Source organism: Reyranella sp. (assembly GCF_030651995.1).
Taxonomy (GTDB): Bacteria; Pseudomonadota; Alphaproteobacteria; order Reyranellales; family Reyranellaceae; genus Reyranella.
Genome location: NZ_JAUSBN010000066.1, coordinates 1 through 24,956, shown reverse-complemented (window position 1 = coordinate 24,956; position 24,956 = coordinate 1). Strand labels below are relative to the sequence as shown.

24 protein-coding genes are annotated in these 24,956 nt (G+C 66.5%); 10 read left to right on the top strand and 14 right to left on the bottom strand.

Features of this window, described 5'->3' with window-relative positions; translation table 11 throughout:
• The first annotated feature begins 13 nt into the window (after positions 1 to 13).
• Entirely contained in the window at positions 14 to 988 is a 975-nt protein-coding gene (locus Q7V45_RS19945) for an SDR family oxidoreductase (RefSeq protein ID WP_304855268.1), read from the top strand.
• A 15-nt stretch (positions 989 to 1,003) separates the two neighbouring features.
• Here the strand turns inward: Q7V45_RS19945 and Q7V45_RS19940 are convergent, their stop codons facing one another.
• The 12 genes from Q7V45_RS19940 to Q7V45_RS19885 all read right to left on the bottom strand — a co-directional run bounded on the left by Q7V45_RS19940 (position 1,004) and on the right by Q7V45_RS19885 (position 13,019).
• Positions 1,004 to 2,125, bottom strand: coding sequence for a hypothetical protein (locus Q7V45_RS19940; RefSeq protein WP_304855267.1), 1,122 nt, complete (start codon positions 2,123 to 2,125; stop codon positions 1,004 to 1,006).
• 502 nt (positions 2,126 to 2,627) lie between these two features.
• A complete protein-coding gene (locus Q7V45_RS19935; RefSeq protein WP_304855265.1) occupies positions 2,628 to 2,828 on the bottom strand; it encodes a cold-shock protein in 201 nt (66 codons plus the stop codon).
• A gap of 170 nt (positions 2,829 to 2,998) precedes the next feature.
• Entirely contained in the window at positions 2,999 to 3,208 is a 210-nt protein-coding gene (locus Q7V45_RS19930) for a hypothetical protein (protein ID WP_304855263.1), read from the bottom strand.
• A gap of 271 nt (positions 3,209 to 3,479) precedes the next feature.
• Positions 3,480 to 3,743 (bottom strand): hypothetical protein, encoded by a 264-nt coding sequence (locus Q7V45_RS19925; protein ID WP_304855261.1) that lies wholly within the window; start codon positions 3,741 to 3,743, stop codon positions 3,480 to 3,482.
• 219 nt (positions 3,744 to 3,962) lie between these two features.
• Positions 3,963 to 4,181 (bottom strand): formate dehydrogenase subunit delta, encoded by a 219-nt coding sequence (locus Q7V45_RS19920; protein WP_304855260.1) that lies wholly within the window; start codon positions 4,179 to 4,181, stop codon positions 3,963 to 3,965.
• A 5-nt stretch (positions 4,182 to 4,186) separates the two neighbouring features.
• The gene (gene fdhF, locus Q7V45_RS19915; RefSeq protein WP_304855259.1) at positions 4,187 to 7,021 is read right to left on the bottom strand and encodes a formate dehydrogenase subunit alpha; all 2,835 of its coding nucleotides are present in this window, start codon (positions 7,019 to 7,021) and stop codon (positions 4,187 to 4,189) included.
• A 10-nt stretch (positions 7,022 to 7,031) separates the two neighbouring features.
• A complete protein-coding gene (locus Q7V45_RS19910; protein WP_304855258.1) occupies positions 7,032 to 8,573 on the bottom strand; it encodes an NADH-quinone oxidoreductase subunit NuoF in 1,542 nt (513 codons plus the stop codon).
• Positions 8,570 to 9,049 carry a formate dehydrogenase subunit gamma gene (locus tag Q7V45_RS19905; protein WP_304855256.1) on the bottom strand — a complete coding sequence of 160 codons (480 nt, stop codon included), beginning with the start codon at positions 9,047 to 9,049 and terminating at the stop codon, positions 8,570 to 8,572. Before Q7V45_RS19905 ends, Q7V45_RS19910 begins: the two co-directional genes overlap by 4 nt.
• A 141-nt stretch (positions 9,050 to 9,190) precedes the next feature.
• Complete coding sequence (locus Q7V45_RS19900; RefSeq protein WP_304855254.1) at positions 9,191 to 10,081, bottom strand: LysR family transcriptional regulator; 891 nt, start codon at positions 10,079 to 10,081, stop codon at positions 9,191 to 9,193.
• Between the two features lie 49 nt (positions 10,082 to 10,130).
• Entirely contained in the window at positions 10,131 to 11,735 is a 1,605-nt protein-coding gene (locus Q7V45_RS19895; RefSeq protein ID WP_304855252.1) for a GMC family oxidoreductase, read from the bottom strand.
• Position 11,736: 1 nt separating this feature from the next.
• The gene (locus Q7V45_RS19890) at positions 11,737 to 12,213 is read right to left on the bottom strand and encodes a hypothetical protein (protein ID WP_304855250.1); all 477 of its coding nucleotides are present in this window, start codon (positions 12,211 to 12,213) and stop codon (positions 11,737 to 11,739) included.
• A gap of 29 nt (positions 12,214 to 12,242) precedes the next feature.
• Positions 12,243 to 13,019, bottom strand: coding sequence for an SDR family NAD(P)-dependent oxidoreductase (locus Q7V45_RS19885; protein WP_304855249.1), 777 nt, complete (start codon positions 13,017 to 13,019; stop codon positions 12,243 to 12,245).
• A gap of 127 nt (positions 13,020 to 13,146) precedes the next feature.
• Here Q7V45_RS19885 and Q7V45_RS19880 point away from each other — a divergent pair, with 127 nt between their 5' ends.
• The 3 genes from Q7V45_RS19880 (at position 13,147) to Q7V45_RS19870 (ending at position 16,924) form a co-directional block, all read left to right on the top strand.
• Positions 13,147 to 14,778, top strand: coding sequence for a GMC family oxidoreductase (locus tag Q7V45_RS19880; protein WP_304855246.1), 1,632 nt, complete (start codon positions 13,147 to 13,149; stop codon positions 14,776 to 14,778).
• A gap of 35 nt (positions 14,779 to 14,813) precedes the next feature.
• The gene (locus tag Q7V45_RS19875) at positions 14,814 to 16,121 is read left to right on the top strand and encodes a tetratricopeptide repeat protein (protein ID WP_304855244.1); all 1,308 of its coding nucleotides are present in this window, start codon (positions 14,814 to 14,816) and stop codon (positions 16,119 to 16,121) included.
• A gap of 98 nt (positions 16,122 to 16,219) precedes the next feature.
• Positions 16,220 to 16,924, top strand: coding sequence for a carbonic anhydrase (locus tag Q7V45_RS19870; RefSeq protein WP_304855242.1), 705 nt, complete (start codon positions 16,220 to 16,222; stop codon positions 16,922 to 16,924).
• Between the two features lie 70 nt (positions 16,925 to 16,994).
• Here the strand turns inward: Q7V45_RS19870 and Q7V45_RS19865 are convergent, their stop codons facing one another.
• Positions 16,995 to 17,825 (bottom strand): alpha/beta fold hydrolase, encoded by an 831-nt coding sequence (locus Q7V45_RS19865; RefSeq protein ID WP_304855240.1) that lies wholly within the window; start codon positions 17,823 to 17,825, stop codon positions 16,995 to 16,997.
• 214 nt (positions 17,826 to 18,039) lie between these two features.
• Between Q7V45_RS19865 and Q7V45_RS19860 the strand changes: the two genes are divergently transcribed.
• The 6 genes from Q7V45_RS19860 to mnhG are packed head-to-tail and all read left to right on the top strand — an operon-like array spanning position 18,040 to position 24,055.
• Positions 18,040 to 20,961, top strand: a complete 2,922-nt coding sequence (locus Q7V45_RS19860; protein ID WP_304855238.1) for a monovalent cation/H+ antiporter subunit A — start codon at positions 18,040 to 18,042, stop codon at positions 20,959 to 20,961.
• The gene (locus Q7V45_RS19855; protein ID WP_304855235.1) at positions 20,961 to 21,296 is read left to right on the top strand and encodes a Na+/H+ antiporter subunit C; all 336 of its coding nucleotides are present in this window, start codon (positions 20,961 to 20,963) and stop codon (positions 21,294 to 21,296) included. The genes Q7V45_RS19860 and Q7V45_RS19855 overlap by 1 nt, the downstream gene beginning before the upstream one ends.
• Positions 21,296 to 22,918 carry a monovalent cation/H+ antiporter subunit D gene (locus Q7V45_RS19850; RefSeq protein WP_304855233.1) on the top strand — a complete coding sequence of 541 codons (1,623 nt, stop codon included), beginning with the start codon at positions 21,296 to 21,298 and terminating at the stop codon, positions 22,916 to 22,918. Before Q7V45_RS19855 ends, Q7V45_RS19850 begins: the two co-directional genes overlap by 1 nt.
• The gene (locus tag Q7V45_RS19845) at positions 22,915 to 23,400 is read left to right on the top strand and encodes a Na+/H+ antiporter subunit E (RefSeq protein ID WP_304855232.1); all 486 of its coding nucleotides are present in this window, start codon (positions 22,915 to 22,917) and stop codon (positions 23,398 to 23,400) included. Before Q7V45_RS19850 ends, Q7V45_RS19845 begins: the two co-directional genes overlap by 4 nt.
• Positions 23,397 to 23,678: a K+/H+ antiporter subunit F gene (locus Q7V45_RS19840; protein ID WP_304855229.1), complete on the top strand. Its 282-nt coding sequence runs from the start codon at positions 23,397 to 23,399 to the stop codon at positions 23,676 to 23,678. Before Q7V45_RS19845 ends, Q7V45_RS19840 begins: the two co-directional genes overlap by 4 nt.
• Positions 23,675 to 24,055, top strand: coding sequence for a monovalent cation/H(+) antiporter subunit G (mnhG, locus tag Q7V45_RS19835; RefSeq protein WP_304855226.1), 381 nt, complete (start codon positions 23,675 to 23,677; stop codon positions 24,053 to 24,055). The genes Q7V45_RS19840 and mnhG overlap by 4 nt, the downstream gene beginning before the upstream one ends.
• 97 nt (positions 24,056 to 24,152) lie before the next feature.
• On the opposite strand, the gene Q7V45_RS19830 is transcribed toward mnhG, so the two are convergent.
• Positions 24,153 to 24,956: ABC transporter substrate-binding protein (locus Q7V45_RS19830; RefSeq protein WP_304855224.1), on the bottom strand; the 804-nt coding region annotated here is incomplete at its 5' end.

Here is a 24,956-nt window from a genome sequence, read left to right as displayed (position 1 = left end):
AGAGGAAACGATCATGAAGGATTTCGCGGGCAGGATTGCCGTCATCACCGGCGGCGGCACGGGCATGGGTCGCGAGTTGGCGCGGCAGCTCGCGGCCGAGGGCTGCAGCATCGCGCTGGGCGACGTGTCCGCCGGCGCGATGACGGAAACCAAGCGGCTTTGCGAGGCGGCCGGCCTCAGCCAGGGCCAGCGCATCACCACGCATGTCGCCGACGTGGCCGACGAGCCGCAGGTTCAGCGCTTCCGGGACGAGTTGGCCGAGCAGCACGAAACCGATCGCATCCATCTCCTGTTCAACAATGCCGGCATCGGCGGCGGCGGCAGCTTCCTGGTCAATTCGCGCGACGAATGGGAGCGCACGTTCAACATCTGCTGGGGTGGCGTCTATCTGTGCACGCGGACGTTCATGCCGCTGCTGCTGCGCGCCGACGCGGGCCATATCGTCAACACGTCGAGCGTGAACGGCTTCTGGGCCTACATCGCCCCGAACATTCCGCAGACCGCCTATGCCGCCGCCAAGTTCGCCGTGAAGGGCTTCACCGAGGCGCTGATCACCGACCTGCGCCTCAATGCCCCGCACATCAAGTGCTCGGTGGTGATGCCCGGCCATATCGGCACGTCGATCATCGCCAACTCGCGCAAGCTGCAGAGCGGCAACCAGACCGACGAGATCACGGCGCACGAGGTCGGGCTGGCGCGGGCCCGCATCGCCTCGATGGGCATCGACGCCACCAGGCTTTCGGACGACGACGTCCGGCGGATGATCGCGGAGCGCGCGCGGCGCTTCCTCGAGGAAGCGCCGACCACGGCAGCCGAGGCGGCGACGATCATTCTCGATGGCGTGCGCAACGAACGCTGGCGCATCCTGGTGGGGCACGATGCCGAGCGCATCGACAAGCTCGTGCGCGAGACGCCCGAGCGGGCGTACGAGACGGAGTTCTTCGAGGCTTTCGCGAAGGAGACGGGCTGGGTGGTCGGCGGGCGCTGATCCCGGCCGGCCACTCTACTTGCTTGCTCCGACGCGCCCGGGCACCACGCCGGAGCTGAGCGGCGCCGCCTGCCGCCCTTCGAGATCGGGAAGCACGATATCGCGCAGGCCCGACGATGGGCGCTGGTTCACCACCGTAAGGCGATCGAACAGGAACATGCGCCTTGCATTGGCGAGGGGCTTCCGGATCGCCTCCGTGAGCCCCCGCTCGCCCTGGAGGACGACCTCGTACCTGTCCGGATCGGTCGCCGACAAGCTCACATAGCAGGCTGGTCGGACGCGGCCCGACTGGTTGAGGGAGACCTCGAAGGTCGGGCCCACCAGCTCGGGCAAGGCAACACCCGCCGCGCGAAGATCGTCATAAAGCTTGTCGACTTCATCCTTGACGCGCATCACCGACCAGGTGGCGAACTGGTCCGCGAGCTTGCCCTTTGCCCTGGCGGCGTTCATCCCGGCTTGCACGCGCTCCAGCATGTACTGGCGAGCCTGTGGCGCGGCGATCGGCCCGACGATGAAGGCGGACAGGGGCGCCGGCGCGGCCAGCGAATTGTTGCAGACATTGACGGCCTGGTGGGACATCGGCAGCGCCGGACGTTCCAGACCGACCAGGCAGAGGTTGAGCGCCAGGAGTTCGCCGATGGTCTCGACGTACTGGAATTCCTCGACCGGCCTCGCCATCAGGTTCGCCACGAAGTTTGGCGGAAGCCCCATGTCGGCGGCGTATCGGATCAGCATCGCCGCACCCCCGCGCGCATCCGCGAAACCCTGGAGGCGGCTCGCCACGGGGTCGTCAGGGGTCCCGCTGCGCAGCGCGCTGCGATCGAGGAAGAAATTGTGGAAGGCGACCTTGCTGCCGATCTCGATGTTGCAATCCGACGGATACGCCGCCGCGGTGCGAACCGCGTTGCCACCGAGAAGGGCCAGTGCGCAGGCCGACAGGCAGACGTCCTGCTTGCGCACCACAGCGACGACCTTGAAGCTCCGCAGCAACTCGCCGATCCGGATGCCCTCGGACAGGTCGCCGCCCAGGCTGCTCAGTTCGATCGTGGCGAGCGGCATCCCGGGTTTCGCCGGCGAGGAGGCCTGGAGTTTGATCAACTGCTCCCGCAGCTTCTCGGCGTCACCGGCCTCGATCATGCCTGTCAGCCGCAGCCTCGGACTTTCCGGAGCATCGGTTCGCAGGAAATAACCTTGAGGTCCGGAGGACGGCAGGGAGACGATGGTCGAAGCATGCAGCTCCCCTGCGTTCAAGGCAGTTGCAATAAACGCCAGCGCGAAACCGAGAAGGGCCGAGAAGCTCCACATACTCAAATCCTGCCTGCAGCAATCACGCCCCTGTGACGGGCGCTTCCGACCCTACACAGGGGAGACAATACTTTTTGTGGCGGCAATTGGAGTCAAACGATTAATGCTGCCGGCGCCACGCCAGCCTGGGTCATTCAAAGCAAAAAGCATGCGGGGCGTCGCCCCGCCGATAGCAAGCCGACAGTAAAAGGGCTCCGGAACCCGCGTGGGCGGCATCCCGAAGCCCTTGAAGCTAGCACCCTGCCCGTTGGTGGACGAGCGTGCGATCGTGTCGTTCGTTTCCCGGACTGCGTACGCTCACCTGCACAAAGCGACGAGTACGGATGCCTCCGCCTCAGGCCTTGAGGTTGACCGCGGCTTCCTTGCCCCGCTCGACCTGTACGTCGTAGCTGACCTTCTGGCCTTCATTCAGGCCGTTCAGTCCGGCCCGCTCGACCGCGCTGATGTGGACGAAGACATCCTTGCCGCCCGAATCGGGCTGGATGAATCCGTAGCCTTTGGTGGCGTTGAACCACTTGACGGTACCTGAAGCCATAGCATGAGTGTCCCTAATTTCCGGCGCGCAAGCAGCACCGTCGTTACGATATCAATATTTCACCCCGTCTGACCATCGCCTGTCCATGGCCCCGTTTCTCAATCTGGAGTTGCCTTGAAAGTGCCGTTTTTTGATGTGGACGGACTCTTCCCGGCCCTTGCCATGCCGCTCTACCGCGCGGGCGGAGTAAACCCCTTGCTGCGGATCTTCTTCTCCAGGATGGCGATGCCGGCGGCGGTGTTACCCTTGTTGCACTTGTCGATGCCTTCCATGATGTCGAAGTCGGGACGCGTGCCGCCGTTGCCGCCGGGATCACCCAGGTATCGGGTCGCGTAGTCGCCGAGTTTCTTGCAATAGGCCGCGTCGTCGCTTTGGGCCATCGCCTCTCCAGCCAGCAGGGCGGATAGTAGAACCAGAAAAGTCAGCCGTGTCATGGATCAGGATGCTCACCGGATATGGGCGGCCGAACCGAGAGCATCGGTCGACGCCGCCACATGCTTTGTATGCTCACGCGCACCATACGCGGGCTGATTCGATCCTGCCAATCCGTTCGTGATGCGTCGAGCCGCGAGGAACCACGCCCGGCCGCTTATGCGATGTCGATCGATGCTGGCGACCCACGGAAATCGGCACATTCGCGCCCGGCTGCATTCAGCGAGGGGGTGGTGTGAAGCCCTTGCTGCGGATCTTCTTCTCGAGGACGGCGATGCCGGCTGCGGTGTTACCCTTGTTGCACTTGTCGACTCCGTCCAGGATGTCGAAGTCGGGACGCGCTCCACCATTGAAGCTGGTGTCGCCCGTGTATCGCGTCGCGTAGTCACTCAGCTTCCGGCAATAGGCCGCGTCGTCGCTTTGCGCCAACGCCTCGCTGGTCAGGAGGACGGATAGCGGGATCAGAAAAGTCAAACGTGTCATTGATCAGGTCGCTCATTGTGTAGACGGCAAAACGGAAAGCCTTCGTCGACGCCGCGACAGCTTATCCCGCACTGGTTGATACTAGGGCGACTTATTCGATCCCGCCACGCGAAAGTCCGGTCAATTTGCGGAGGAAGTCGAGCCGACGATCTTGGTCGACGTCCGTCCCGACATGCGGGCCCCCCCAAGCCGTTCGTGATGCGCCAATTCTCCGAGAAACTACGCCCGGTCTTCCTTGAGGCGGAGGACGGCCTGGCGGACGGGCTCGTCCAGCCCCTCCCCGCCCTTCTCCAGATGCGCGACGATGGCGGCGCGCATGCGGGGATCCCAGAACTTCCGGAGGTGCGTGGCAATGGCGGCTGCGGGATCGACGCCCCGCTGCGGCACGAAGAACCGGCCGATCTGGTTCGCCATCATCACGAGCTTCTCCGACGACATGCCGCCTACTCCGCCGCGACGCGCCGGCTGTGCCGTGCCTGCTCGGCATATTCCTTCTGCCAGTCGCCGGGGCCATTGGACGGCGACACCTGCACGGCGGTGACCTTGTACTCGGGGCAATTGGTCGCCCAGTCCGAGAACTCCGTCGTGACCACGTTGGCCTGCGTCTCGGGATGGTGGAACGTCGTGTAGACGACGCCGGGCGCCACCCGGTCGGTGATCCTGGCGCGCAGGCTGGTACTGCCGGTGCGGCTGTCGAGCTTGACCCAGTCGCCGTCGCGCACGCCGCGCTGCTCGGCATCGTGCGGATGGATCTCCAGCAGGTCCTGGTCGTGCCACACGACATTGCCGGTCCGTCGCGTCTGGGCGCCGACATTGTACTGGCTGAGGATGCGGCCGGTGGTGAGCAGCAGCGGGAAGCGCGGGCCGGTCCGTTCGTCGGTCGGCACGTATTCGGTGATCAGGAAGTTCCCCTTGCCGCGGGCAAAGCCGCCGACATGCATGACCGGCGTACCGAGCGGCGCCTTTCCGTTGCAGGGCCACTGGACCGAACCGACCCTGTCCAGGAGATCGTAGGACACGCCGGCGAAGGTCGGCGTCAGCGCCGCGATCTCGTCCATGATCTCCGACGGATGCCGGTACAGCATCTCGAAGCCCATGGCCCTGGCGATCGCCAGGGTGATCTCCCAGTCGGCCATGCCGCTCCTGGGCGTCATCACCCGGCGCACGCGATTGATGCGACGTTCGGCGTTGGTGAAGGTGCCGTCCTTCTCGAGGAAGGACGAGCCCGGCAGGAACACGTGGGCGTAGTTCGCCGTCTCGTTCAGGAACAGGTCCTGCACCACGACGCACTCCATCGCCGACAGCGCCTGCACGACGTGGGCCGTATTCGGATCGGACTGGAGGATGTCCTCGCCCTGGACATAGAGCCCCTTGAAGGTGCCCTCGATCGCCGCATCGAACATGTTGGGAATGCGCAGGCCCGGCTCGGCATCGAGCGAGCGGCCCCACATCTTCTCGAACATCTCGCGCGTCGCATCATCGGAGATGTGGCGATAGCCCGTCAGCTCGTGCGGGAACGAGCCCATGTCACAGGCGCCCTGGACGTTGTTCTGGCCGCGCAGCGGGTTCACGCCGACGCCCGGCCGTCCGAGATTGCCGGTCACCATGGCGAGATTGGCGATTGCCATGACCGTCGTGGTGCCCTGGCTGTGCTCGGTGACGCCGAGGCCATAGTAGATCGCGGCGTTGCCGCCGGTGGCATAGAGCCGCGCGGCACCGCGAATCGTCTCGGGATCGACACCGGCCATCAGCCCGACCGCCTCGGGGCTGTTCTGCGGCTCCGACACGAAGGCCGCCCAGTATTCGAAAGCGTCGCGATCGCAGAACTCTCGCACGAACCGCTCGTTGGCCAGGCCTTCGGTGACGATCGTGTACGCGAGCGCATTCATCACCGCGGCATTGGTGCCGGGCCGCAGCGGCAGGTGATAGTCGGCCTCGACGTGCGGCATGCGCACGAGGTCGATGCGGCGCGGATCGATCACGATCAGCCTTGCCCCCTGGCGCAGGCGCTTCTTCAGGCGCGAGGCGAAGACGGGATGCGCATCGGTCGGGTTGGCGCCGATCACCAGGATCACGTCGCTCTGCTCGACCGAGTCGAAGTCCTGCGTGCCCGCCGAGGTGCCGAAAGCCTGGCTGAGGCCGAAGCCGGTCGGCGAATGGCAGACACGCGCGCAGGTGTCGACATTGTTGTTGCCGAAGCCGCCGCGGATCAGCTTCTGCATCACGTAGGTTTCTTCGTTGGTGCAGCGCGACGAGGTGATGCCGCCGATGGCGAGACGGCCATGCTTCTCCTGCAGTCGCCGGAACTCCGACGCGACCCGACCGATCGCCTCGTCCCAGCTCACCTCGCGCCACGGCTGGTCGATGCTGTCGCGAATCATCGGCTTCAGGACCCGCTCCCGATGATGGGCGTACCCCCAGGCGAAGCGCCCCTTGACGCAGGAGTGCCCGCGATTGGCCTTGCCCTCCTTCCACGGCACCATGCGCACGAGTTCCTCGCCGCGCATCTCGGCCTTGAAGCTGCAGCCGACACCGCAATAGCCGCAGGTCGTCACCACCGAGTGCTCGGGCTGCCCGATCTCGATCAGGCTCTTCTCCGAGAGCGTCGCCGTCGGGCAGGCTTGCACGCAGGCGCCGCAGGACACGCATTCGGAACTCAGGAAATCGTCGGACGATGCGCCGGGCGAGACCTTCGAATCGAAGCCGCGGCCCTGGATGGTGAGTGCGAAGGTACCCTGAACTTCCTCGCAGGCGCGGACGCAGCGCGAGCAGACGATGCACTTCGCGGGGTCGAAGGTGAAGTACGGGTTGCTCTCGTCCTTCTCCTGCTTCGTATGGCTCTCGCCCTCGTAGCCGTAGCGGACCTCGCGCAGGCCGACCGCTCCCGCCATGTCCTGCAGTCCGCAGTCGCCATTGGCCGCGCAGGTCAGGCAGTCGAGCGGATGATCGGAGATGTAGAGCTCCATCACGCCCTTGCGGATCTTCTTCAGCTTCTCGGTCTGGGTCGACACGACCATGTCGGCCGCCACCGGCGTCGTGCACGAGGCCGGCGTACCGGCGCGGCCCGAAATCTCCACGAGGCAGAGCCGGCAGGAGCCGAAGGCCTCGACAGAGTCGGTGGCGCAGAGCTTGGGAACCTGAATGCCGGCATCCATCGCTGCGCGCATGATCGACGTGCCCGCCGGCACCGTGACCGTCTGGCCGTCGATGGTGAGGGCGACCTGCTCCGTCGCGCGGCTGGCCGGGGTGCCGAAGTCGATTTCGGGAACGAGTGACATGACAGGTCCTCTATTGCGCAGCCACGTTCACGGGCGAGCGGAGGAAATCCTCGGGGAAATGCCTGATCGCGCTCATCACCGGATAGGGCGTGAAGCCGCCCAGGGCGCAGAGCGAGCCGAACTTCATCGTCTGGCAGAGATCCTCGACGAGCTCGAGGTTGGCGGCGCTCCGCTCGCCGCGGATGATCTTGTCGATGGTCTCCACGCCGCGTGTCGAACCAATGCGGCAGGGCGTGCACTTCCCACAGGACTCGATCGCGCAGAACTCCATGGCGAAGCGGGCTTGGCGCGCCATGTCGACCGTGTCGTCGAAAACGACGATGCCGCCATGACCGATCAGCCCGTCGCGCGCCGTAAAGGCCTCGTAGTCGAACGGCGTATCGAACAGGGCACGCGGGAAGTACGCGCCCAGAGGGCCGCCGACCTGTACCGCCCGCACAGGCCGCCCGCTCCGTGTGCCGCCGCCGATCTCGTCGACCAGCTCGCCCAGAGTCACGCCGAACGCCGCCTCGAACAGGCCGCCCTGCCGGATGTTGCCCGCGAGCTGGATCGGCATGGTGCCGCGCGAGCGTCCCATACCGAAGGAGGCGTAGGCCTCGGCACCCTCGGCCAGGATCCACGGCACGGTGGTCAGCGAGACCAGGTTGTTGATGATCGTCGGCCGGCCGAACAGGCCCCTGTGCGCGGGCAGCGGTGGCTTGGCGCGCACCTGGCCGCGCCTGCCCTCGATACTCTCGAGCAGCGCGGTTTCCTCGCCGCAGACATACGCGCCGGCGCCGACGCGAACCTCGATGTCGAACCCGGCCCCGGCGCCGAGCAGCCCGTCGCCCTCGGCAAGGTGCACGGCACGCCCGAAGATTCGTATCGCATCGGGATATTCGGAACGGATGTAGACGAAGCCCTTGGCTGCACCGACGGCGAAGCCGGCGATCGCCATCCCCTCGATCAGCGCGAAGGGATCTCCCTCCAGCAGCATACGGTCGGCAAAGGTGCCCGAATCGCCTTCGTCGGCGTTGCAGACGATGTACTTCCGGTCCGCCGAAGCGTCGGCAACCGTCTGCCACTTGATGCCGGTCGGGAAGCCCGCGCCGCCGCGACCGCGCAGGCCAGACCGGGTCACCTCCGCCAGCGTCTTCGCCGGCCCGAGGCTGCGGGCGCGGTCGAGACCACGACCGCCGCCCTGGGCCCGCCAGTCGGCAAGCGACAGCGGATCGACGACGCCGCAGCGCGCGAAGGTGATCCGTGTCTGACGCTTCAGGAAGGGAATGTCTTCGGGCCGACCGAGGCACAGCGGATGACGGAGGCCGATCGGCAGGCCGCCCGCCAACAGGCCCGGCACATCGCGTGCTGCGACAGGCCCGAAGGCAATACGCCCGGCCGGCGTCTCGACTTCCACCATGGGCTCGAGCCAGAACAGGCCGCGCGACCCGGTGCGCACGATCTCGATTTCGATGCCGCGCCGCCCGGCCTCTTCGCGCAAGGCGATGGCGACCTTGTCGGCGCCTACCGCGCGGGCGGCGGCATCGCGCGGCACGAAGAAGCGTGTCGTCATCGCGAGACCTCGCGGGCGATCTCGTCGATCGACTCGTCATTCAGCCGCGCCATCGGCTCGCCGTCGAGCATCGCCGAGGGAGCGGAGGCGCAGAGGCCCAGGCAATAGGTCGCCTCGATCGTGACCCTCCCATCGGGCGTGGTTCCGCCCCAGTCGAGGACGAACCGGTCGAGCAGGCGCCTGGCCAAGGCCTCGCCGTCCATCGACTGGCAGGCCTCGGCGCGGCAGAGCTTCAGCACGTGGCGGCCCGCCGGCTCGCGACGGAAGTCGTGATAGAAGGAGACGACGCCATGAACTTCGGCGCGCGTGATGTTCAGAGCGTGCGCCAGGAACGGGATTGCCGGCTCCGGGACATACCCGAAAGCCGCCTGCAGATCGTGCAGGATCGGCAGCAGCGCTCCCTCCCGCACATCATGGCGGCGGACGATTTCCGTGGCCTCGGCCTCGTTCCAACGCGACGACACCGTGCACTCCATCCAAAGCGGCCGGCAGGCTCTTTTCGCCGGCTCTGGTTGATGAATATTCCGCGACCGCGTGCCTGGCCTCAATAAAGCTGTTCAGTGGTGCAATAGAACAAACCTATCAAAGCCGCTCTCTTGGGCGGGTGCAAACAATCGTCAGGCCAGGGTCGCCGCCAACTGGGTTGCTTCGGCAACCAGGGCCGTCGCCAGGGGTGTCATGGGCTCGCGCCGGGGCACGACGAGGCCGATCGAGTGGGTGGCGTCCGGCTCGACGATCGGGATCGAGCGCAGGTGCTCGGTCAGGCCGAGCGTGTCGGCCAGCTTCTGCGGCATGACGCTGGCCCAGCGACCGGTGCGGACATGGGAGAACAGCACGATCATCGAATTCGACTCGAGCGTCGGATCGGCCTGGCCGCCGGCCTCGTTCAGGAGCTGGTCGATGATGCGCCGGTTCTGCATGTCCGGCGTCAGCAGGCACAGCGGAATCCTGCCCACCTCGGCCCAGGTGACACTCTCGCGTTCGCCGAGCGGACTGCTTTCCGAGGTCAGCAGCCGGTACTGCTCGGTATAGAGCGGCACCGCGCGCAGCCGGCCGAGCGGCTCGTTGTCGATGTAGGTCAGGCCGGCATCGACTTCGAGGTTCTCCAGCATCGACAGGATCTCGATCGAGGTCCGCGACAGGATGGTGAACTTCACGTTGGGATGCCGGGCGCGAAACGGCGTGGTGAGCGCCGAGACCATGGCGAGCGCCGTCGGGATGGCGGCGATCCGCAGCCGGCCGCTGAGCCCCTTGCGCAGCGAGCTCACCTCCTGCCGCATTGCACGCGTATCGGCCACGATGCCGCGCGCCCAGTCGAGCACACGCTCGCCCTCGGCGGTGAAGCCGATGAAGCGCGAGGTGCGCTGCACCAGCATGACGCCGAGCATGTCCTCGAGGCTCTTGATGCCGGCGGAGAAAGTGGGCTGTGTGACGCCACACAGCTCGGCCGCCTTGCTGAAATTCCGCTCCTGGGAGAGCGCAAGCAGGAATTCCAGTTTGTCGATCATGGCGGAGAGACTAGCCGAAAATCCTCACGCTGGCTTCCCGGTCTGGCCTTCAGTCGAACAGCGCCGCCAGCCGTTGCTTCATCTGATCGGCGACGTAGAGCGCCAGGGCCTGGATGGTGGAGGTCGGATTTACGCCGCCCGAGGTGACCCAGATGCTGCCGTCGACGATGAACAGGTTCTTCACGTCGTGAGCCCGACCCCATTGGTTCACCACCGAGCGCTCCGGGTCCGTACCCATGCGCGCCGTCCCGAGTAAATGGCCCGGATAGTTCAACGCGGTTCGGGATGCATAGAGATCGGTGGCGCCGGCCTCGGTGAGGATCTCCTCGGCGCGGGCAATGCCGTGCTCCATCATGCGGCGCGTGTTGTCGCTGATCGTGTAGTCGATCCTCGGTGCCGGAATGCCGTTGCTGTCCTTCAGCACGGGATCGAGGGTGACCCTGTTGTGCTCCTCGGGCAGATCCTCGCAGGCGACGCCGATGCTCAGCCGGTGATCGAGCATCCGCCGGTACCGGCGATGATGGTCGCGACCCCAGGGCAGCAGCCCCGAGGCGGCCCCGACGATCGCCTGGTTGGCCGGGCCGGTGCCGCGGCCGAACTGCAAGGTGTAGCCGCGCACGAAGTCACGCGACGGATCGGTCTCGTAGAACTGCTTGCTCCAGATGGTGTTGATCGGCCCGCGCCCGCCGTCTAGCGGCTCGTCGACATAACCGGAGACGATGGGCCACGGATGCAGCATCAGGTTCCTGCCGACGAGGCCCGACGAATTGGCAAGTCCGTTCGGAAACCTCGCGGAGGCCGAGTTCAGCAGCAGGCGCGGCGTGCCGACCCCGTTGCAGGCCAGGATGACGACTTCGGCCGGCTGGAACTGCTCGACACCGTCGGCGTCATAATAGATCGCACCGGCCGCCATGCCGTGCTCGTCAGTGGTGATCTCGCGCACCCGACAGCGCGTGCGCAGCTCGACGCCGGATCGCAGCGCGAGTGGCCAGTAGGTGATGTCGGTGCTGGCCTTGGCGCCCTGCGCGCAACCCGGCGTGCAGTGACCGAGATTGATGCAGCGGGCGCGACCCTCATAATCGGTGGTGGCGATGCTGCTGTCGGAGGGCCACCAGTGCCAGCCCAGCCGGTTCATCGCCTGGGCGTAGCGCGTGCCCGTCTTGCCGAGCGCAATGGGCGGCATCGGCGGATGGCGCGGCGGCACGCCGGGGTCGCCCGCGAGGCCGGAGACGCCCATCATCCGGTCGTTCTCTTCGTAGAACTTTTCCAGCGCCCAGTAGTCGACGGGCCAGTCGTCGGCCACGCCGTCCAGCGACTTCACCTTGAAGTCGGAGGGATGCATGCGCGGCCAGTGGGCCGTGTAGATGATCGTGCCGCCGCCGACACCGTTGAAGTTGGCGATCTTCATCAGCGAATTGTCGTCGTTGACCGGATAGTCGGTGTCCCGCCCGCGACGGTTCGGACTGATCTCGAAATCCGTGTAGCGCCGAGCCTCCCAATCGCGGCCATTGCTGGGGAAGTCGGTCGGCTTCATCCAGTCTCCCTGTTCCAGGCAGAGGATGCGCATCTTCGTCTCGGCCAGGCTCCACGCCACGGCGGCGCCCGACGCGCCCGACCCGATGATCAGGACATCGACCTTTTGGTTGCCGGCCATGTCAGCGATCCTCAATCGGGACGACCCGATCGTCGCGCCAGAAGGGTTGCCGGCCGCGTACGACGTCGAGCAGCGACCAGTCGCCCTGCTCCAGCACGTAGCCCTTGGGGAAGGGCGCGCGGGCTTCATGCCCGAGGGCCAACAGCACGCGATCGTCGCGGTAGTAGGCGCCCAGGATCGCCCGCCCGAGGGCAACCGCCGGCGCGCCGCCGCTCGCGTACCAATCGTTGATCAGGCCTTCTCTCGCGGCCTGGTCCATCTCGGCGAACACCCCGGACGACTTTGTCGCGATCGCGGTCAGCGCTTCGCGAACGAGAGGAAGGTCCCGGCCCACCGATCTCACGATGTCGTCGAGGATGGCCGGATCGTCGGCGCCCGGCATGCCGAGGACGGCATCTGCCGGAACCATCGTTCCGGCGATCTTCCGGAGGGCGTCGGTTTCAGCGGCGGAAAGTCGAGTTTCGGAAGCGGCGGCCATTTGAATCCTACTGACGTGCAGGGGCAATCCTAGGCGATCGCGCGGCCCCCATCGACGTAAAGATTAACGCCGTTGATGTAGGCGCCGGCGTCCGAGCACAGCAGCAGGGCGGCACCGACGAGGTCTCCGGGTTGGCCGAGCCGGCCGGTCGGGATGCGCTGGACGAGCGCCTCGCCCTCGGTGGCCATCTGATCGCGGTTGCGCGCCGTCAGGATGGCGCCGGGCGCCAGATTGTTCACCGTGACGCCCTGTCCGCCGAACTGGCGGGCGAGATTCCACGACCAGTTCAGCTGCGCCGCCTTGGTGCCGGCATAGACCATCATCTGCGGATGCGGCCGGACCTGCTGGACGCTGCCGATGGTGACGACCCTGCCCCAGCCGCGTCCGCCCATGGGCGGGACGAGATCCTGCAACAGTTCCAGCGGGCTGCGCAGGTTGACCGCGATCTGCCGGTCGAACCGCTCGCGCGTGATTTCGTCGAAGGGTTCCGGCAGTTCGATCGACGCGTTGAGCACCAGGATATCGACCGGCGACCAGGCCGAGACCGCCGCCGCCAGATGACGCCCCGCATCGGCCACGGCGAAATCCTGTCCGAAGGCCCGCGCCTTTCCACCCGCCTGTTCGATCTCGCGCACGACCGCGGCGGCGTCGGCTCTCTCCTGCTCCGTGTCGGCATGGTGGATCGCCAGCTTCGCGCCCACGCCGGCGAGCGCCAGAGCAATCGCCCGGCCGATTTCGCGGCGGGCACCGGTGACCAGAGCGGTGCGGCCGGTCAGGCGAAAGAGATCGAGCACGTTTTGCGGCATGAGGACTCCGGAAGGCCACCAGCATGGCAGGGTATTCCCGTGGGCGAAACCGGAGCGCGGTTCGCACCCGTCGAGGCTTGTCAGCGCGCGCGAGGGCTGCTCCCCTTGCGCCCGAGGGAGAACGGAAATGAAGAACGACTCGACCTATGACTACATCGTCGTCGGTGCCGGGTCCGCGGGCGCAGTCGTCGCCAGCCGGCTGACCGAGAGCGGCAAGCATCGCGTCCTGCTGCTCGAAGCCGGCACCCAGGGCTCGAACTTCTTCTGGTCGAAGGTCCCGGTCGGCGTCTCCAAGATGATCGACGATCCGGCGGTCAACTGGTGTTACTCCTCGGAGCCTGACGAAGGCTCGGGCGGGCGGCGCATCGCCGTGCCGCGCGGCCGCATGCTGGGTGGCTCCAGCTCGATCAACGGCATGGTCTACATCCGCGGCCAGGCGCAGGACTACGACCACTGGGCCCAACTCGGCAATCGCGGCTGGAGCTTCCAGGACGTGCTGCCGATCTTCAAGCGCATAGAGCGGTTCGAGGGCGGCTCCGACGAATTCCGTGGCCGCAACGGCATCCTCCCCGTCACCCACACGCCGCGCCACAAGGTGCCCCTGCTCGAGAAGATGATCGAGGCGGCCGAGAAGATGGGCCTGCCCTACAATCCCGACCAGAACGGCGCCTCCCAGGAAGGCATTGGCATGTCGCAGGTGACGATCACCAAGGGACGCCGCCAGAGCACCGCCTTCTGCTACCTCGACCCGGCGCGTTCGCGCACCAACCTGCAGATCGACCAGGGTGCGATCGCAGAATCCCTCATCCTCGAAGGCAAGCGCTGCGTTGGCGTTCGCTATTCCGTCAATGGCCAGAAGCGCGAGGCGCGGGCGACGCGCGAGGTCATCGTCTCCGGCGGCTCGATCAATTCGCCGAAGCTGCTCGAGCTGTCCGGCATCGGCCAGGCAGACCGCTTGCGCGCGCTCGGCATCACGCCGGTCCATGAGCTGCAAGGTGTCGGAGAGAACCTGCGCGACCACTACTCGCCGCGCATGAAGTTCGAGATCACGGGCAAGAACCTCACCTTCAACGACAATGCGCGCGGCTGGCGACTGGCCCGCGAGGCGCTGAAATACGCGATGTTCCGTGAAGGCTTTCTCGCGTCGACGGCGGTGCCGATCCGGCTCTACTTCCGCACGCGCGTGGGCCTCGACTCGCCCGACGCCACCATCTCGATCGCGCCCTTCCTCTACGAGATGGTCGGCAAGGAGCGGCGCGTGTCGGCGCAGAAGGGCATCACCATGAACGTGAACGTGCTGCGCTCCGAAAGCACCGGTTCCGTCCACATCAAGTCGGCCGACCCCGCCGAGCCGCCGGCGATCCGCTTCAACTTCCTGTCCACCGAGCACGACCGCACCGGCATCGTGACCGTGCTGCGCAAGGGCCGCGAGCTGATGGCGACCTCACCGCTCAAGGAGGTCACCGGCCAGGAGATCGCCCCCGGCGCCCATCTCCAGAGCGATGCCGATCTGCTCGAATGGGTGCGCAACAATGCCGAGACGACCTATCACCCGGTCGGCACCTGCAAGATGGGCAACGACCCGCGCGCCGTGGTCGATCCGGAGCTCAGGGTCCACGGCATCGCCGGCCTCCGGGTCGCCGACGCCTCGATCATGCCGACCCTCACCAGCGGCAACACCAATGCCCCTGCCATCATGATCGGCGAGAAGTGTGCTTCGATGGTGCTGGCAGCGGCCGAAGTGGCGCGGGCTGCGTGACGGGGCGTGGTGACAATCGATCTTCTGGAGGTCACATGCTGACGGACCGCTACGGCCTTCCCCTCTCCACGACGAGCGCTGCGGCGCGCGATGCCTATGTCGAGGGCGTCGATCTCCTGCTGACGGTCTATCCCGGCGCGGCCGCCTCGTTCGAGCGGGCCATCGCGGCCGATCCGGCTTTCGCCTTGGCCTATATCGGCCGGGCCCGCGCGGCCCAGCTCGCTGGCAAGACGGAGGCGATGCGCGCGGACCTTGCGATGGCTTCGTCCCGCGCTGAAGAAGTCTCGGCGCGTGAGCGGAGCCAGATCGAGGTCTTTCGGTCGCTGTTCGCCGGTCAGTCGGTCGCCGCCCTGGCGGCGCTGCGCACCCATGTGCAGACATGGCCGCGCGATGCGCTGGTACTGAGCCTCGCCGCCAACCAGGGCGGACTGATCGGGATGTCCGGCCTGTCCGGCCGCGAACAGGACCTCACCGACTTTCTCGATGGCCTCGCCTCGCACTACGGCGAGGATTGGTGGTTCGAGGCGCATCGCGGGATGGCTTTGTCGGAGATCGGGCGGCACGACGAGGCGCGCCCGATGATCGAGCGCTCCCTCGCGCAATACCGGCGCAACGCCTATGGCGCCCATGCCTTCGCCCATCTCTGCTACGAGACCGGGGAACAGGATGCCGGCATCGAGTTCCTGCGGGACTGGCTGCCGGTCTACGATCGCGGCGGCGGATTGTTCGGCCATCTCAGCTGGCATCTCGGCCTGTTCGAGCTGCACGCCGGCAATCTCGAAGGCGGACTGCGCCTCTACAACGAGGCCTTCTGCGCCGACGATCATCGCGGCGCCATTCACCAGAAGCTCTCCGATTCAGCGGCCTTCCTCTGGCGATCGGAGCTCGCGGGCCATCCGCGCGATCCGGCGCGCTGGGCGAAGCTCAAGGACTATGCGCACGAGAAGCTGCCGCGCCCCGGCATGTCCCTGGCCGACTGGCATGTCGCGCTGACCTACGCCGCCACAGGCGACGACGCCGCGCTCGAAGGATGGATCGGGGCCATCGAGGAGCTGGCGAGCGCCGGACGCTATCCGTCCGGATCGGTCATCCCCGCGGTGGCCCGCGCCTTCGCGGCCTACCGGCGCGGCGATTATGCGGCCACGATCGACCTGATCGAGCCGATGCTGCCCGAGCGCGAACGTATCGGCGGCAGCCGCGCGCAGGGCGACCTGGTGGAAGCGACGCTGCTGCAGGCCTACCTGGCCTCCGGCCGCGATGCCGAGGCTCGACGTCTGGCGGCGGCGCGTCGCTCAGGTCCGGCGCGCCTGCCCGTCACAGGGGGCGAACGGACAGTCGCCTGACACAAGGCCTGGCCGATTCCTGCTCTCAGTTATGCCTCGCGTTTCATTGCTCAGGATTTTTGTGTAGTTAAGGTGGCGCTTTCCCTGAGGAGGATCCCATGTGCAACGTTTGCCTTTCACGTCGTCGCTTGTTCTCGGGAATGGGCGGTCTCGCCGCCATGACGGCGATCGGTGCCATGACCGCGGCCCCGGCCAGTGCGCAGCCCGCTCGTTCGGCCGAAACGCCCGATGCCGCGCTTGCGCGCCTGATGGAAGGCAACGCACGCTACGCGTCCGGCAAGATGTCGGAGCGCGACTACTCCGTCGGCCGGGTTGCCCGCTCCCAGGGCCAGGCGCCCTTCGCGGCCATCCTCGGCTGCGCCGACTCCCGCGTGGCGCCCGAGCTGGCGTTCGACCAGGCACCGGGTGAACTTTTCATCGTCCGGGTCGCCGGCAACTTCGTCACGCCCGACGGGCTGGGCAGCCTCGAGTACGGCGCCGCCGTGCTGGGCACGAAGGTGATCTTGGTGCTGGGCCACACGAGCTGCGGCGCGGTCAACGCCACGGTCGATGCGCTACAGAAGGGCAACACCCTGCCCGGCCACATCGCCGACCTCGTACGCGCCATGAAACCCGGCATCGAGCCAGTCCTCAAGACGCCGGGCGCCGATCTGCAGCAGCGCGCGATGATCGCCAACGTCCAGGCCAACGTCCGTCGCCTGCAGACCGAGAAGCCGATCCTGGGCGACATGGTCGCGGCCGGCAAGCTCAAGGTCGTCGGCGCCTATTACGACCTGCCCACCGGCAAGGTGATGATGGTCTGACGACCGAGCGGCTGTCCCGCGGCATTTATTGCCGCGGGACGATCTGCGCAGAGCCGGCTCGTCCTCCTGCTCAGGCCTTGATGAAGGCGAGCAGGTCGGGATTGAGCACGTCGGCATGGACAGTCAGCATGCCGTGCGGATAGCCCTTGTAGACCTTGAGCGTGCCGTGCTTCAGGAGCTTGATCGAAAGCTCGGCTGCGTCGGCGATCGGAACCACCTGGTCGTCGTCACCGTGCATCACGAGCGTCGGCACCGTGATTGCCTTCAGATCGGCCGTGAAATCGGTCTCCGAGAAGGCCGCGATGCAATCGTACTGCGCCTTGGCGCCGCCGATCATGCCCTGCCGCCACCAGTTCTGGATGGTGCCCGGCAGCACCTTCGCGCCTTCGCGGTTGAAGCCGTAGAACGGGCCGCTGGCGACATCGAGATAGAACTGCGCGCGGTTGGCCGCGAGGGCGGTGCGGAAGCCGTCGAAGACCTCGATGGGCAGGCCCTTCGGGTTCTTGTCGGACTTCACCATGATCGGCGGCACGGCGCTCACCAGGACCGCCTTGGCGACACGGCCCGGCCTGGCGCGCGCGACATAGCGAGCCACCTCGCCGCCGCCGGTCGAATGACCGATATGGACGGCGTTCTTCAGGTCGAGATGGTCGGTGAGCTCGATGACGTCGGCGGCATAGGTGTCCATCTCGTTGCCGGTGTCGGTCTGCGTCGAGCGGCCATGGCCACGGCGATCATGGGCGATCACCCGGAAGCCCTTGCCCAGGAAGAAGAGCATCTGGGCGTCCCAGTCGTCGGCGCTCAGCGGCCAGCCATGATGGAACACGATGGGCTGCGCATCCTTGCGACCCCAGTCCTTGTAGAAAATCTGGGTTCCGTCATTCGTCGTGATGAATGCCATGTCATGTCTCCTTCGCGAGAGTGAACACGAGGCAACGATGTCCCAGAAAGCCGCTCACCGCCATCGTACATGAGCAGGCAGCGCCCTATACCAAAGTACAATTCTCACGCGTCCGGCACGATCGAACGCAGAGACGCGGCGCAGAGGGAACTATTTGGATCAAAAGTGTTAGAGTCAGCCCGACAGTCCACCCAGATACGCATCGCCAGGGCTCATGACCGACGACGTACTGCTGACAATCCTGATCGTTCTGCCCTTCGTAGGCAGCCTCCTCGCTGCGACGTTCCGCCCGAACGCGCGTAATTCGGAAGCGTGGCTGGCCGGCGGCGTCGCACTCATCTGCCTTTTTCTGCTGGTTTTCGCCTATCCTGCGATCGTCGAGCGCGGGGTGCTGCGCAGCGAAGCAGAATGGATTCCCGCTCTCGGCCTCAGCTTTTCCCTGCGCCTCGATGGTTTCGCCTGGATGTTCGCCCTGCTGGTGACGGGCATCGGCTTCCTGGTCGTTCTCTATGCCCGCTATTACATGTCGCCGAACGATCCGGTGCCGCGCTTCTTCTCGTTCCTGCTCGCCTTCATGGGCAGCATGCTCGGGATCGTCATCGCCGGTAACCTGATCATCCTCCTGTTCTTCTGGGAACTGACCAGCATCTTCTCGTTCCTGCTGATCGGATACTGGCATCACACGGCGGGCGCGCGCGACGGCGCGCGCATGGCCCTCGTCGTCACGGGCTTCGGCGGCGTGGCGCTTCTGGCCGGCGTCGTCCTGATCGGGCAGATCGTGGGCAGCTACGATCTCGACCAGGTGCTGGCGTCCGGCGAGGCCATCCGCTCGCACGTTCTCTATCTGCCGGCCCTCGTTCTCATTCTGCTCGGCACGCTGACCAAGAGCGCGCAGTTCCCGTTCCACTTCTGGCTGCCCAATGCCATGGCGGCGCCGACGCCGGTCTCGGCGCTGCTCCATTCGGCGACCATGGTGAAGGCCGGCGTCTTCCTGCTGACGCGCCTGTGGCCGGTCATGGCCGGGACGCCCGAATGGTTCTGGCTCCTGGGACTCGCCGGCATGGCGGCGCTCCTGCTGGGCGCCTTCTTCGCCATCTTCCAACACGACCTGAAGGGGCTCCTCGCCTATTCGACGATCAGCCACCTCGGCCTGATCACCATGCTGCTCAGTCTCGGCAGCCCGCTGGGCGCCGTTGCCGCCATCTTCCACATGATGAACCACGCGACCTTCAAGGCCTCGCTGTTCATGGCGGCCGGGATCATCGACCACGAGACCGGCACGCGCGACATGCGCAAGCTGGGGGGCCTGTTCCACTACCTGCCGGTCACTGCCACCCTGGCCATGGTGGCGAGCGCCGCCATGGCGGGCGTGCCGCTCCTCAACGGGTTCCTGTCGAAGGAAATGTTCTTCGCCGAGGCGATCGAGACCCATGTCCACTCGCTGCTCGACACCTCCCAGCCCTACGTCGCAGTGCTGGCCAGCACCTTTGCCGTGACCTATTCGCTGCGCTTCATCCATTCCGTTTTCTTCGGCGCCAAGCCCCACGACCTGCCGCGCGAGCCGCACGAGCCGCCGTTCTGGATGCGCGTCCCCAGCATGTTCCTGGTGCTGGCCTGCCTCGTGGTTGGCATCTTTCCGGCGGCGACCGTAGGCCCCTACCTGCTCACGGCCGTGCAGTCGGTGCTGGGTCCCCGCACGCCGGTCTTCAGTCTCGCGATCTGGCACGGCTTCAACCTGCCCCTGATCATGAGCGCCGTGGCTCTTGTCGCCGGGGCGCTGCTCTACCTCGCGCTCAAAAACTACCTGCGGCACAGCCCGGTGGGGCCGCCCGTGCTGAGGCACCTGAATGGCCGCCATCTGTTCGAACGGGGCGTGATCGTCCTGTCCCTGAAATGGTCGCGGGCCGCCGAATTGGTCTTCAGCACGCGCCGCCTGCAGCCCCAGCTGCGGATCCTGCTGCTGGCGGCCGCCCTCGCGGCGTTTGTGCCGATCTCGATGGGCAGCCTCGGCCTGCAAGGACCCGATTGGAGCGACCTCGACCCCGCGCTCGCACTGGTCTGGTTGGCCGGGGCCGGCTGCGCGATCGGCGCCGCACACCAGGCCAAGTATCATCGGCTGGTCGCGCTCGTCCTGCTGGGCGGGGCGGGCCTCGCCACCTGCATCACCTTCGCCTGGTTCTCCGCGCCCGACCTGGCGCTGACGCAGCTTCTGGTCGAAATCGTGACCACGATCCTGATCCTGCTGGGGCTGCGCTGGCTGCCCAAGCGCTTCGAGGAGATTGAGACCGCGGAGGAACCCTGGCGGCGACGGCTGCGGCGCTCACGCGACCTCGGCATCGCCTTCGTCGTGGGTGCCGGCATGGCGACGCTTGCCTATGCCGTGATGATGCTGCCGATGCCCGAGACGATCGGGAGCTACTTCCTGGAACGCTCCTATACGGAAGGCGGCGGTCGCAACGTCGTGAACGTGATCCTCGTGGACTTCCGCGGCTTCGACACCCTGGGCGAGATCACCGTGCTCGCCATCGTCGCCCTCACGATCTTCGCCTTGCTGCGCCGTTTCCGGCCGGCGCCCGACAATATCGGCTCGCCCCTGCAGCAGCGCCGGCAGAACGCCTTCGACGAGGCCGAACCCGACCGCAAGGCGGGCGACACGCTCGGCGACTATCTTGTGGTGCCTTCGGTCATCATGAAGTGGCTGTTCCCGGTGATCATCGTGCTGGCGATTTATCTGTTCCTGCGCGGCCACGACCTGCCCGGGGGCGGGTTTGCCGGGGGCATCACGCTCGCGACCGCCTTCATCCTGCAATACCTGGCCTCCGGCACGATCTGGGTGGAGGACAGGCTCCGCATCCTGCCGGTCAACTGGATCGGGCTGAGTCTGCTCCTGGCCGCGATCACCGGAATGGCCTCGTGGCTGTTCGGCTACCCCTTCCTGACCTCGTATTCGCAGTATGTCGACATTCCGCTGATCGGGAGCGTACCCGGCGCCACCGCCCTTTTCTTCGACCTTGGCGTCTTCGGCCTGGTCGTGGGGGCGACGGTGCTGATGCTGATCGCGCTCGCTCACCAATCGGTGCGCAAGCTGCGCGCCTCGCGCACGACGACGGCGCAGGCCGCGCGGGAGGAAGCGTAATGGCGCTGCTCCTTGCGGCCTGCATCGGCATCCTGGCCGGTTCGGGCGTCTGGCTGCTCCTGCGGCCGCGCACCTATCAGGTCGTCATCGGCCTCTCGCTCTGCGCCCTGGCGGTCAACCTGTTCATCTTCAGCATGGGGCGGCTGCGCTCCGGCGCACCACCGGTTCTCGGGTCGACCACGGGCACCCTTGCGGACTATGCCGATCCCGTGCCGCAGGCGCTGGTCCTGACGGCGATCGTCATCGGCTTCGCGACGACCGCGCTGTTGCTCGTGGTGCTGCTGGCAGCCCGTGGCCTCACGGGCACCGACCATGTCGACGGTCAGGAGCGGTGATGGCGGGCTGGGCACATCACCTGATCATCGCGCCCGTCGTGCTGCCGCTGGTGGCGGGAGCGCTGCTGGCGGTCTACGACGAGCGTCGGCAGTTCCTGAAGGGACTGATCAACCTGTTCTCCACGCTGGCGAACCTGGCGATCGCCATCCTTCTCCTGCAGGCCGCCGATACGGACACGCCCGGCGTCTACCTGCTGGGAAACTGGCCGGCGCCGTTCGGCATCGTTCTGGTGCTCGATCGCCTGTCGGCGATGATGATCCTCCTGACGGCTGTCCTCGCGACGGCATCGCTGATCTTCTCGATGGCCCGCTGGCATACGGTCGGCCACCACTTCCATACGCTGTTTCAGTTCCTGGTCATGGGCGTGAACGGCGCCTTCCTCACCGGCGACCTGTTCAATCTGTTCGTCTTCTTCGAGGTGATGCTGGCCTCCTCCTATGGCCTGCTGCTGCACGGATCGGGTCCGCGGCGCGTGCAGGCGAGCCTGCACTATGTCGTGGTGAACCTGACCGCCGCGTTCTTCTTCCTGGTCGGCGTCGCCCTGATCTACGGCGTCACCGGAACGCTGAACATGGCCGATCTGGCAACGCGCATTCCCGCTCTCACCGGCGAGAACCGGATCCTGCTCGAAGTCGGTGCGGCGATCCTCGCCATGGCCTTCCTCGTGAAGGCGGCGATGTGGCCGTTGGGCTTCTGGTTGCTGAGCGCCTATCCGGCGGCAGCGCCCCCCGTCGCCGCGATTTTTGCAATCCTCAGCAAGGTCGGCCTCTATGTCCTGCTGCGCGGGCGGCCGCTGCTGTTCGGAAGCGAGGCCGGCGAGGCCGCGGGCTATGGAACCACGCTGCTGTTCGCGGGCGGCCTGGCGACGATCGCCTTCGGCGTGGTGGGCGTGCTCGCTTCGCAGGCGATGACCCGCATCGCGAGCTTCAGCCTGATGATTTCCTCTGGAACGGTATTGGCCGCCATCGGCCTGTCCGATCCCCAGGTCACCGGCGGCGCCCTCTTCTATCTCGCCAGTTCGACCCTCACGATCAGCGCCTTCTTCCTTCTGATCGAACTGATCGAGCGGGGCCAAAACCCGGGTGCCGACCTGATCGCCGTAACGGCGGAAGCCATGGGCGCCGAGCCCGGCGAGGAAGATGCCGCGAGCGCGGGTGGCATGGGCTCTCCGGGCACGATGGTCCTCCTCGGCGCCTGCTTCATCGCCTGCGCCCTGCTGCTGATCGGCCTGCCGCCGATGTCGGGATTCGTGGCCAAGCTGGCGTTGCTGGCGGCTCTCTTCGCGCCGGCCGGCGAGGGAGCGACGGCCGGCCTCTCGGCCGCCAACTGGGCCTTCATCGTGCTGCTCCTCCTGTCCGGTGTCGCGACCCTGATGACCTTGTCGCGCGTCGGCATCCGCGCCTTCTGGGCCCCGGTCGATGCTGTCGCTCCCCGGGTGCTCGCGGTCGAAGTGGCCCCGGTCGCAGCCCTTCTCCTGCTCACGCTCGTCCTCGCCGTGAAGGGCGGTCCGGTGATGCGCTACATGGAGGAGACCGCGCGCTCCGTGCTGACACCCTCATCCTACATCGAGGATGTTCTGTCGGCGCCGCGCGTTCCGCCGGCGAAGGCAGGCCTCCAATGAGCCGCCTTCTGCCCTACCCGTTGCTGGCCGTGTCGCTGCTCGCGATGTGGCTGCTCCTGAACGGCCTGTCGCTGGGACATCTCGTGCTGGGCAGCGTGATCGGCGTTGCCGCCTCCAACGTGACCGCCGCACTGCAACCGCCGAGGTCGCGGATCAGGCGCTGGCATCTCATTCCCAAGCTGGTGGCGATCGTCCTGGTCGACGTCTGGCGCTCGAACGTCGCCGTGGCCCGGCTGATCCTGTTCCCCGGGCAGCACCGGCGCGTCTCGGGTTTCGTCATCGTGCCGCTGGAGCTGCGCGAGCCGGCGGCGCTGGCGATCCTCGCCTGCATCCTGACCTGCACGCCAGGCACGGCCTGGGTCGAGTACGATTCGACCGCCAACAAACTCCTGATCCACGTCTTCGACCTGGTGGACGAGGCTCACTGGATCGACCTGATCACGAACCGCTACGAACGGCTGCTGCTGGAGATACTGGCATGAGCGCAACAATCCTCTCCTGGTCCCTGCTGGTCGCGCTGGTCCTGCTCGGGGCCGCGATGGTGATCGCCGCGGTCCGCATGCTGCGCGGTCCCCGGGCGCAGGATCGCATCATGGCGTTCGACGCCTTCTACGTGAATGCGATGCTGCTCCTGCTGGTCTTCGGCATGCGGACGGGCAGCACGCTCTACTTCGAGGCGGCGCTGGTGATCGCCCTGCTGGGGTTCATTGCGACCCTGGCGCTCGCCAAGTTCCTGATGCGCGGGGAGATCATCGAATGAACCACGCCGCCGATCTGCCGGTCTGGGCCGCCCTCCTCGCCTCCTTCCTCGTCCTGCTGGGAGCCAGCCTCACGCTGGTCGGCGCCATCGGCCTGGTGCGCCTCAAGACCTTCTACGATCGCCTGCACGCCCCCAGTCTCGGCGCCACCTGGGGGGCCGCAGGCATCCTGCTCGGTTCCATCCTCTTTTTTTCCGTCCTGCAATCGCGCCCAGTGCTGCACGAGGTGCTGATCGCGGTGTTCCTGACGGTGACCACGCCGGTCACGCTGATGCTGCTGGGCCGCGCCGCTCTCTATCGCGATCGCAGCGAGAACGCCGTCGACCTTCCGCCGCCGCTCCGGACCGACGGGGAGACCAGGTCGGGCGATTCGATCTGACATAGCCGCAGGCGCGCGAGGTGCCGATCGCTGTCTTGACCTCCTTCTGCTCTTCTGGCTGCGGCAGGGCCGCCTTCATGCCGAGCAAGGCAAGCGCTCAGCCCTCGATCACCTGGTCGGCCGCGACCAGCACATCGGGCGGCAGTGTGATGCCAAGCCGCCGCGCCGTGCCGAGATTAACGGCGAGTTCGAACTTGGTGGGGAGCTGGATCGGCAAGTCGGCGGGCTTTACCCCCTTGATGATGCGGTCAACATAGCCCGCGGCGCGCCGGAACAGGTCGGGTATGTCGGGGCCGTAGCTCATGAGCGCGCCCGCTTCAGCAAATTCCAGTGGCTCCGCCGCGACGGCCACGCCGAGCTCAAGTCCCTTTTCGCAGATCGGCCGCATCAGCGAGGAGGTGAGAAAATCGCGAATGACAATTAGCGTGCTGCCGTCGGCGTCCTTCAGTTGCCGCAGACGCTGAACTAGTTCGGCGTCGGATTTCACAGTCAATCCCAACCGAAGCGTGGCCAACCCTTGGGCGCGTGCCGCCGACTCGGTTGCCTCCCCCCAGTGGCGAAAAACAGGATCGGCTACATTGTGCAGGATGCCCAGCAGGGTTATGTGCGGGAGAGCGCGGCGCAGCAGCTCGATACGCTTTCCTGACAGTTCCTCTCCGATGGTCGAGAAGCCGGTGACGCTGCCGCCTGGCCGCGCCAGGCTTCCATAGGGATCCCCTGCCACCGGCGTGGGCACCAGCCCGATCGCCACCACGGGTATGGCCGTGCGCTGCACCACCAGGCGCGCCGCCGCCGGTCCCGGCACCACGAACACGGCAGTGCCGCGCTGCACCAATTCATCGATATAGCGTGAGGCGAGGGCAAGATCGCCGCTGGCGTGCCGCGCCTCGATCCGAACGCT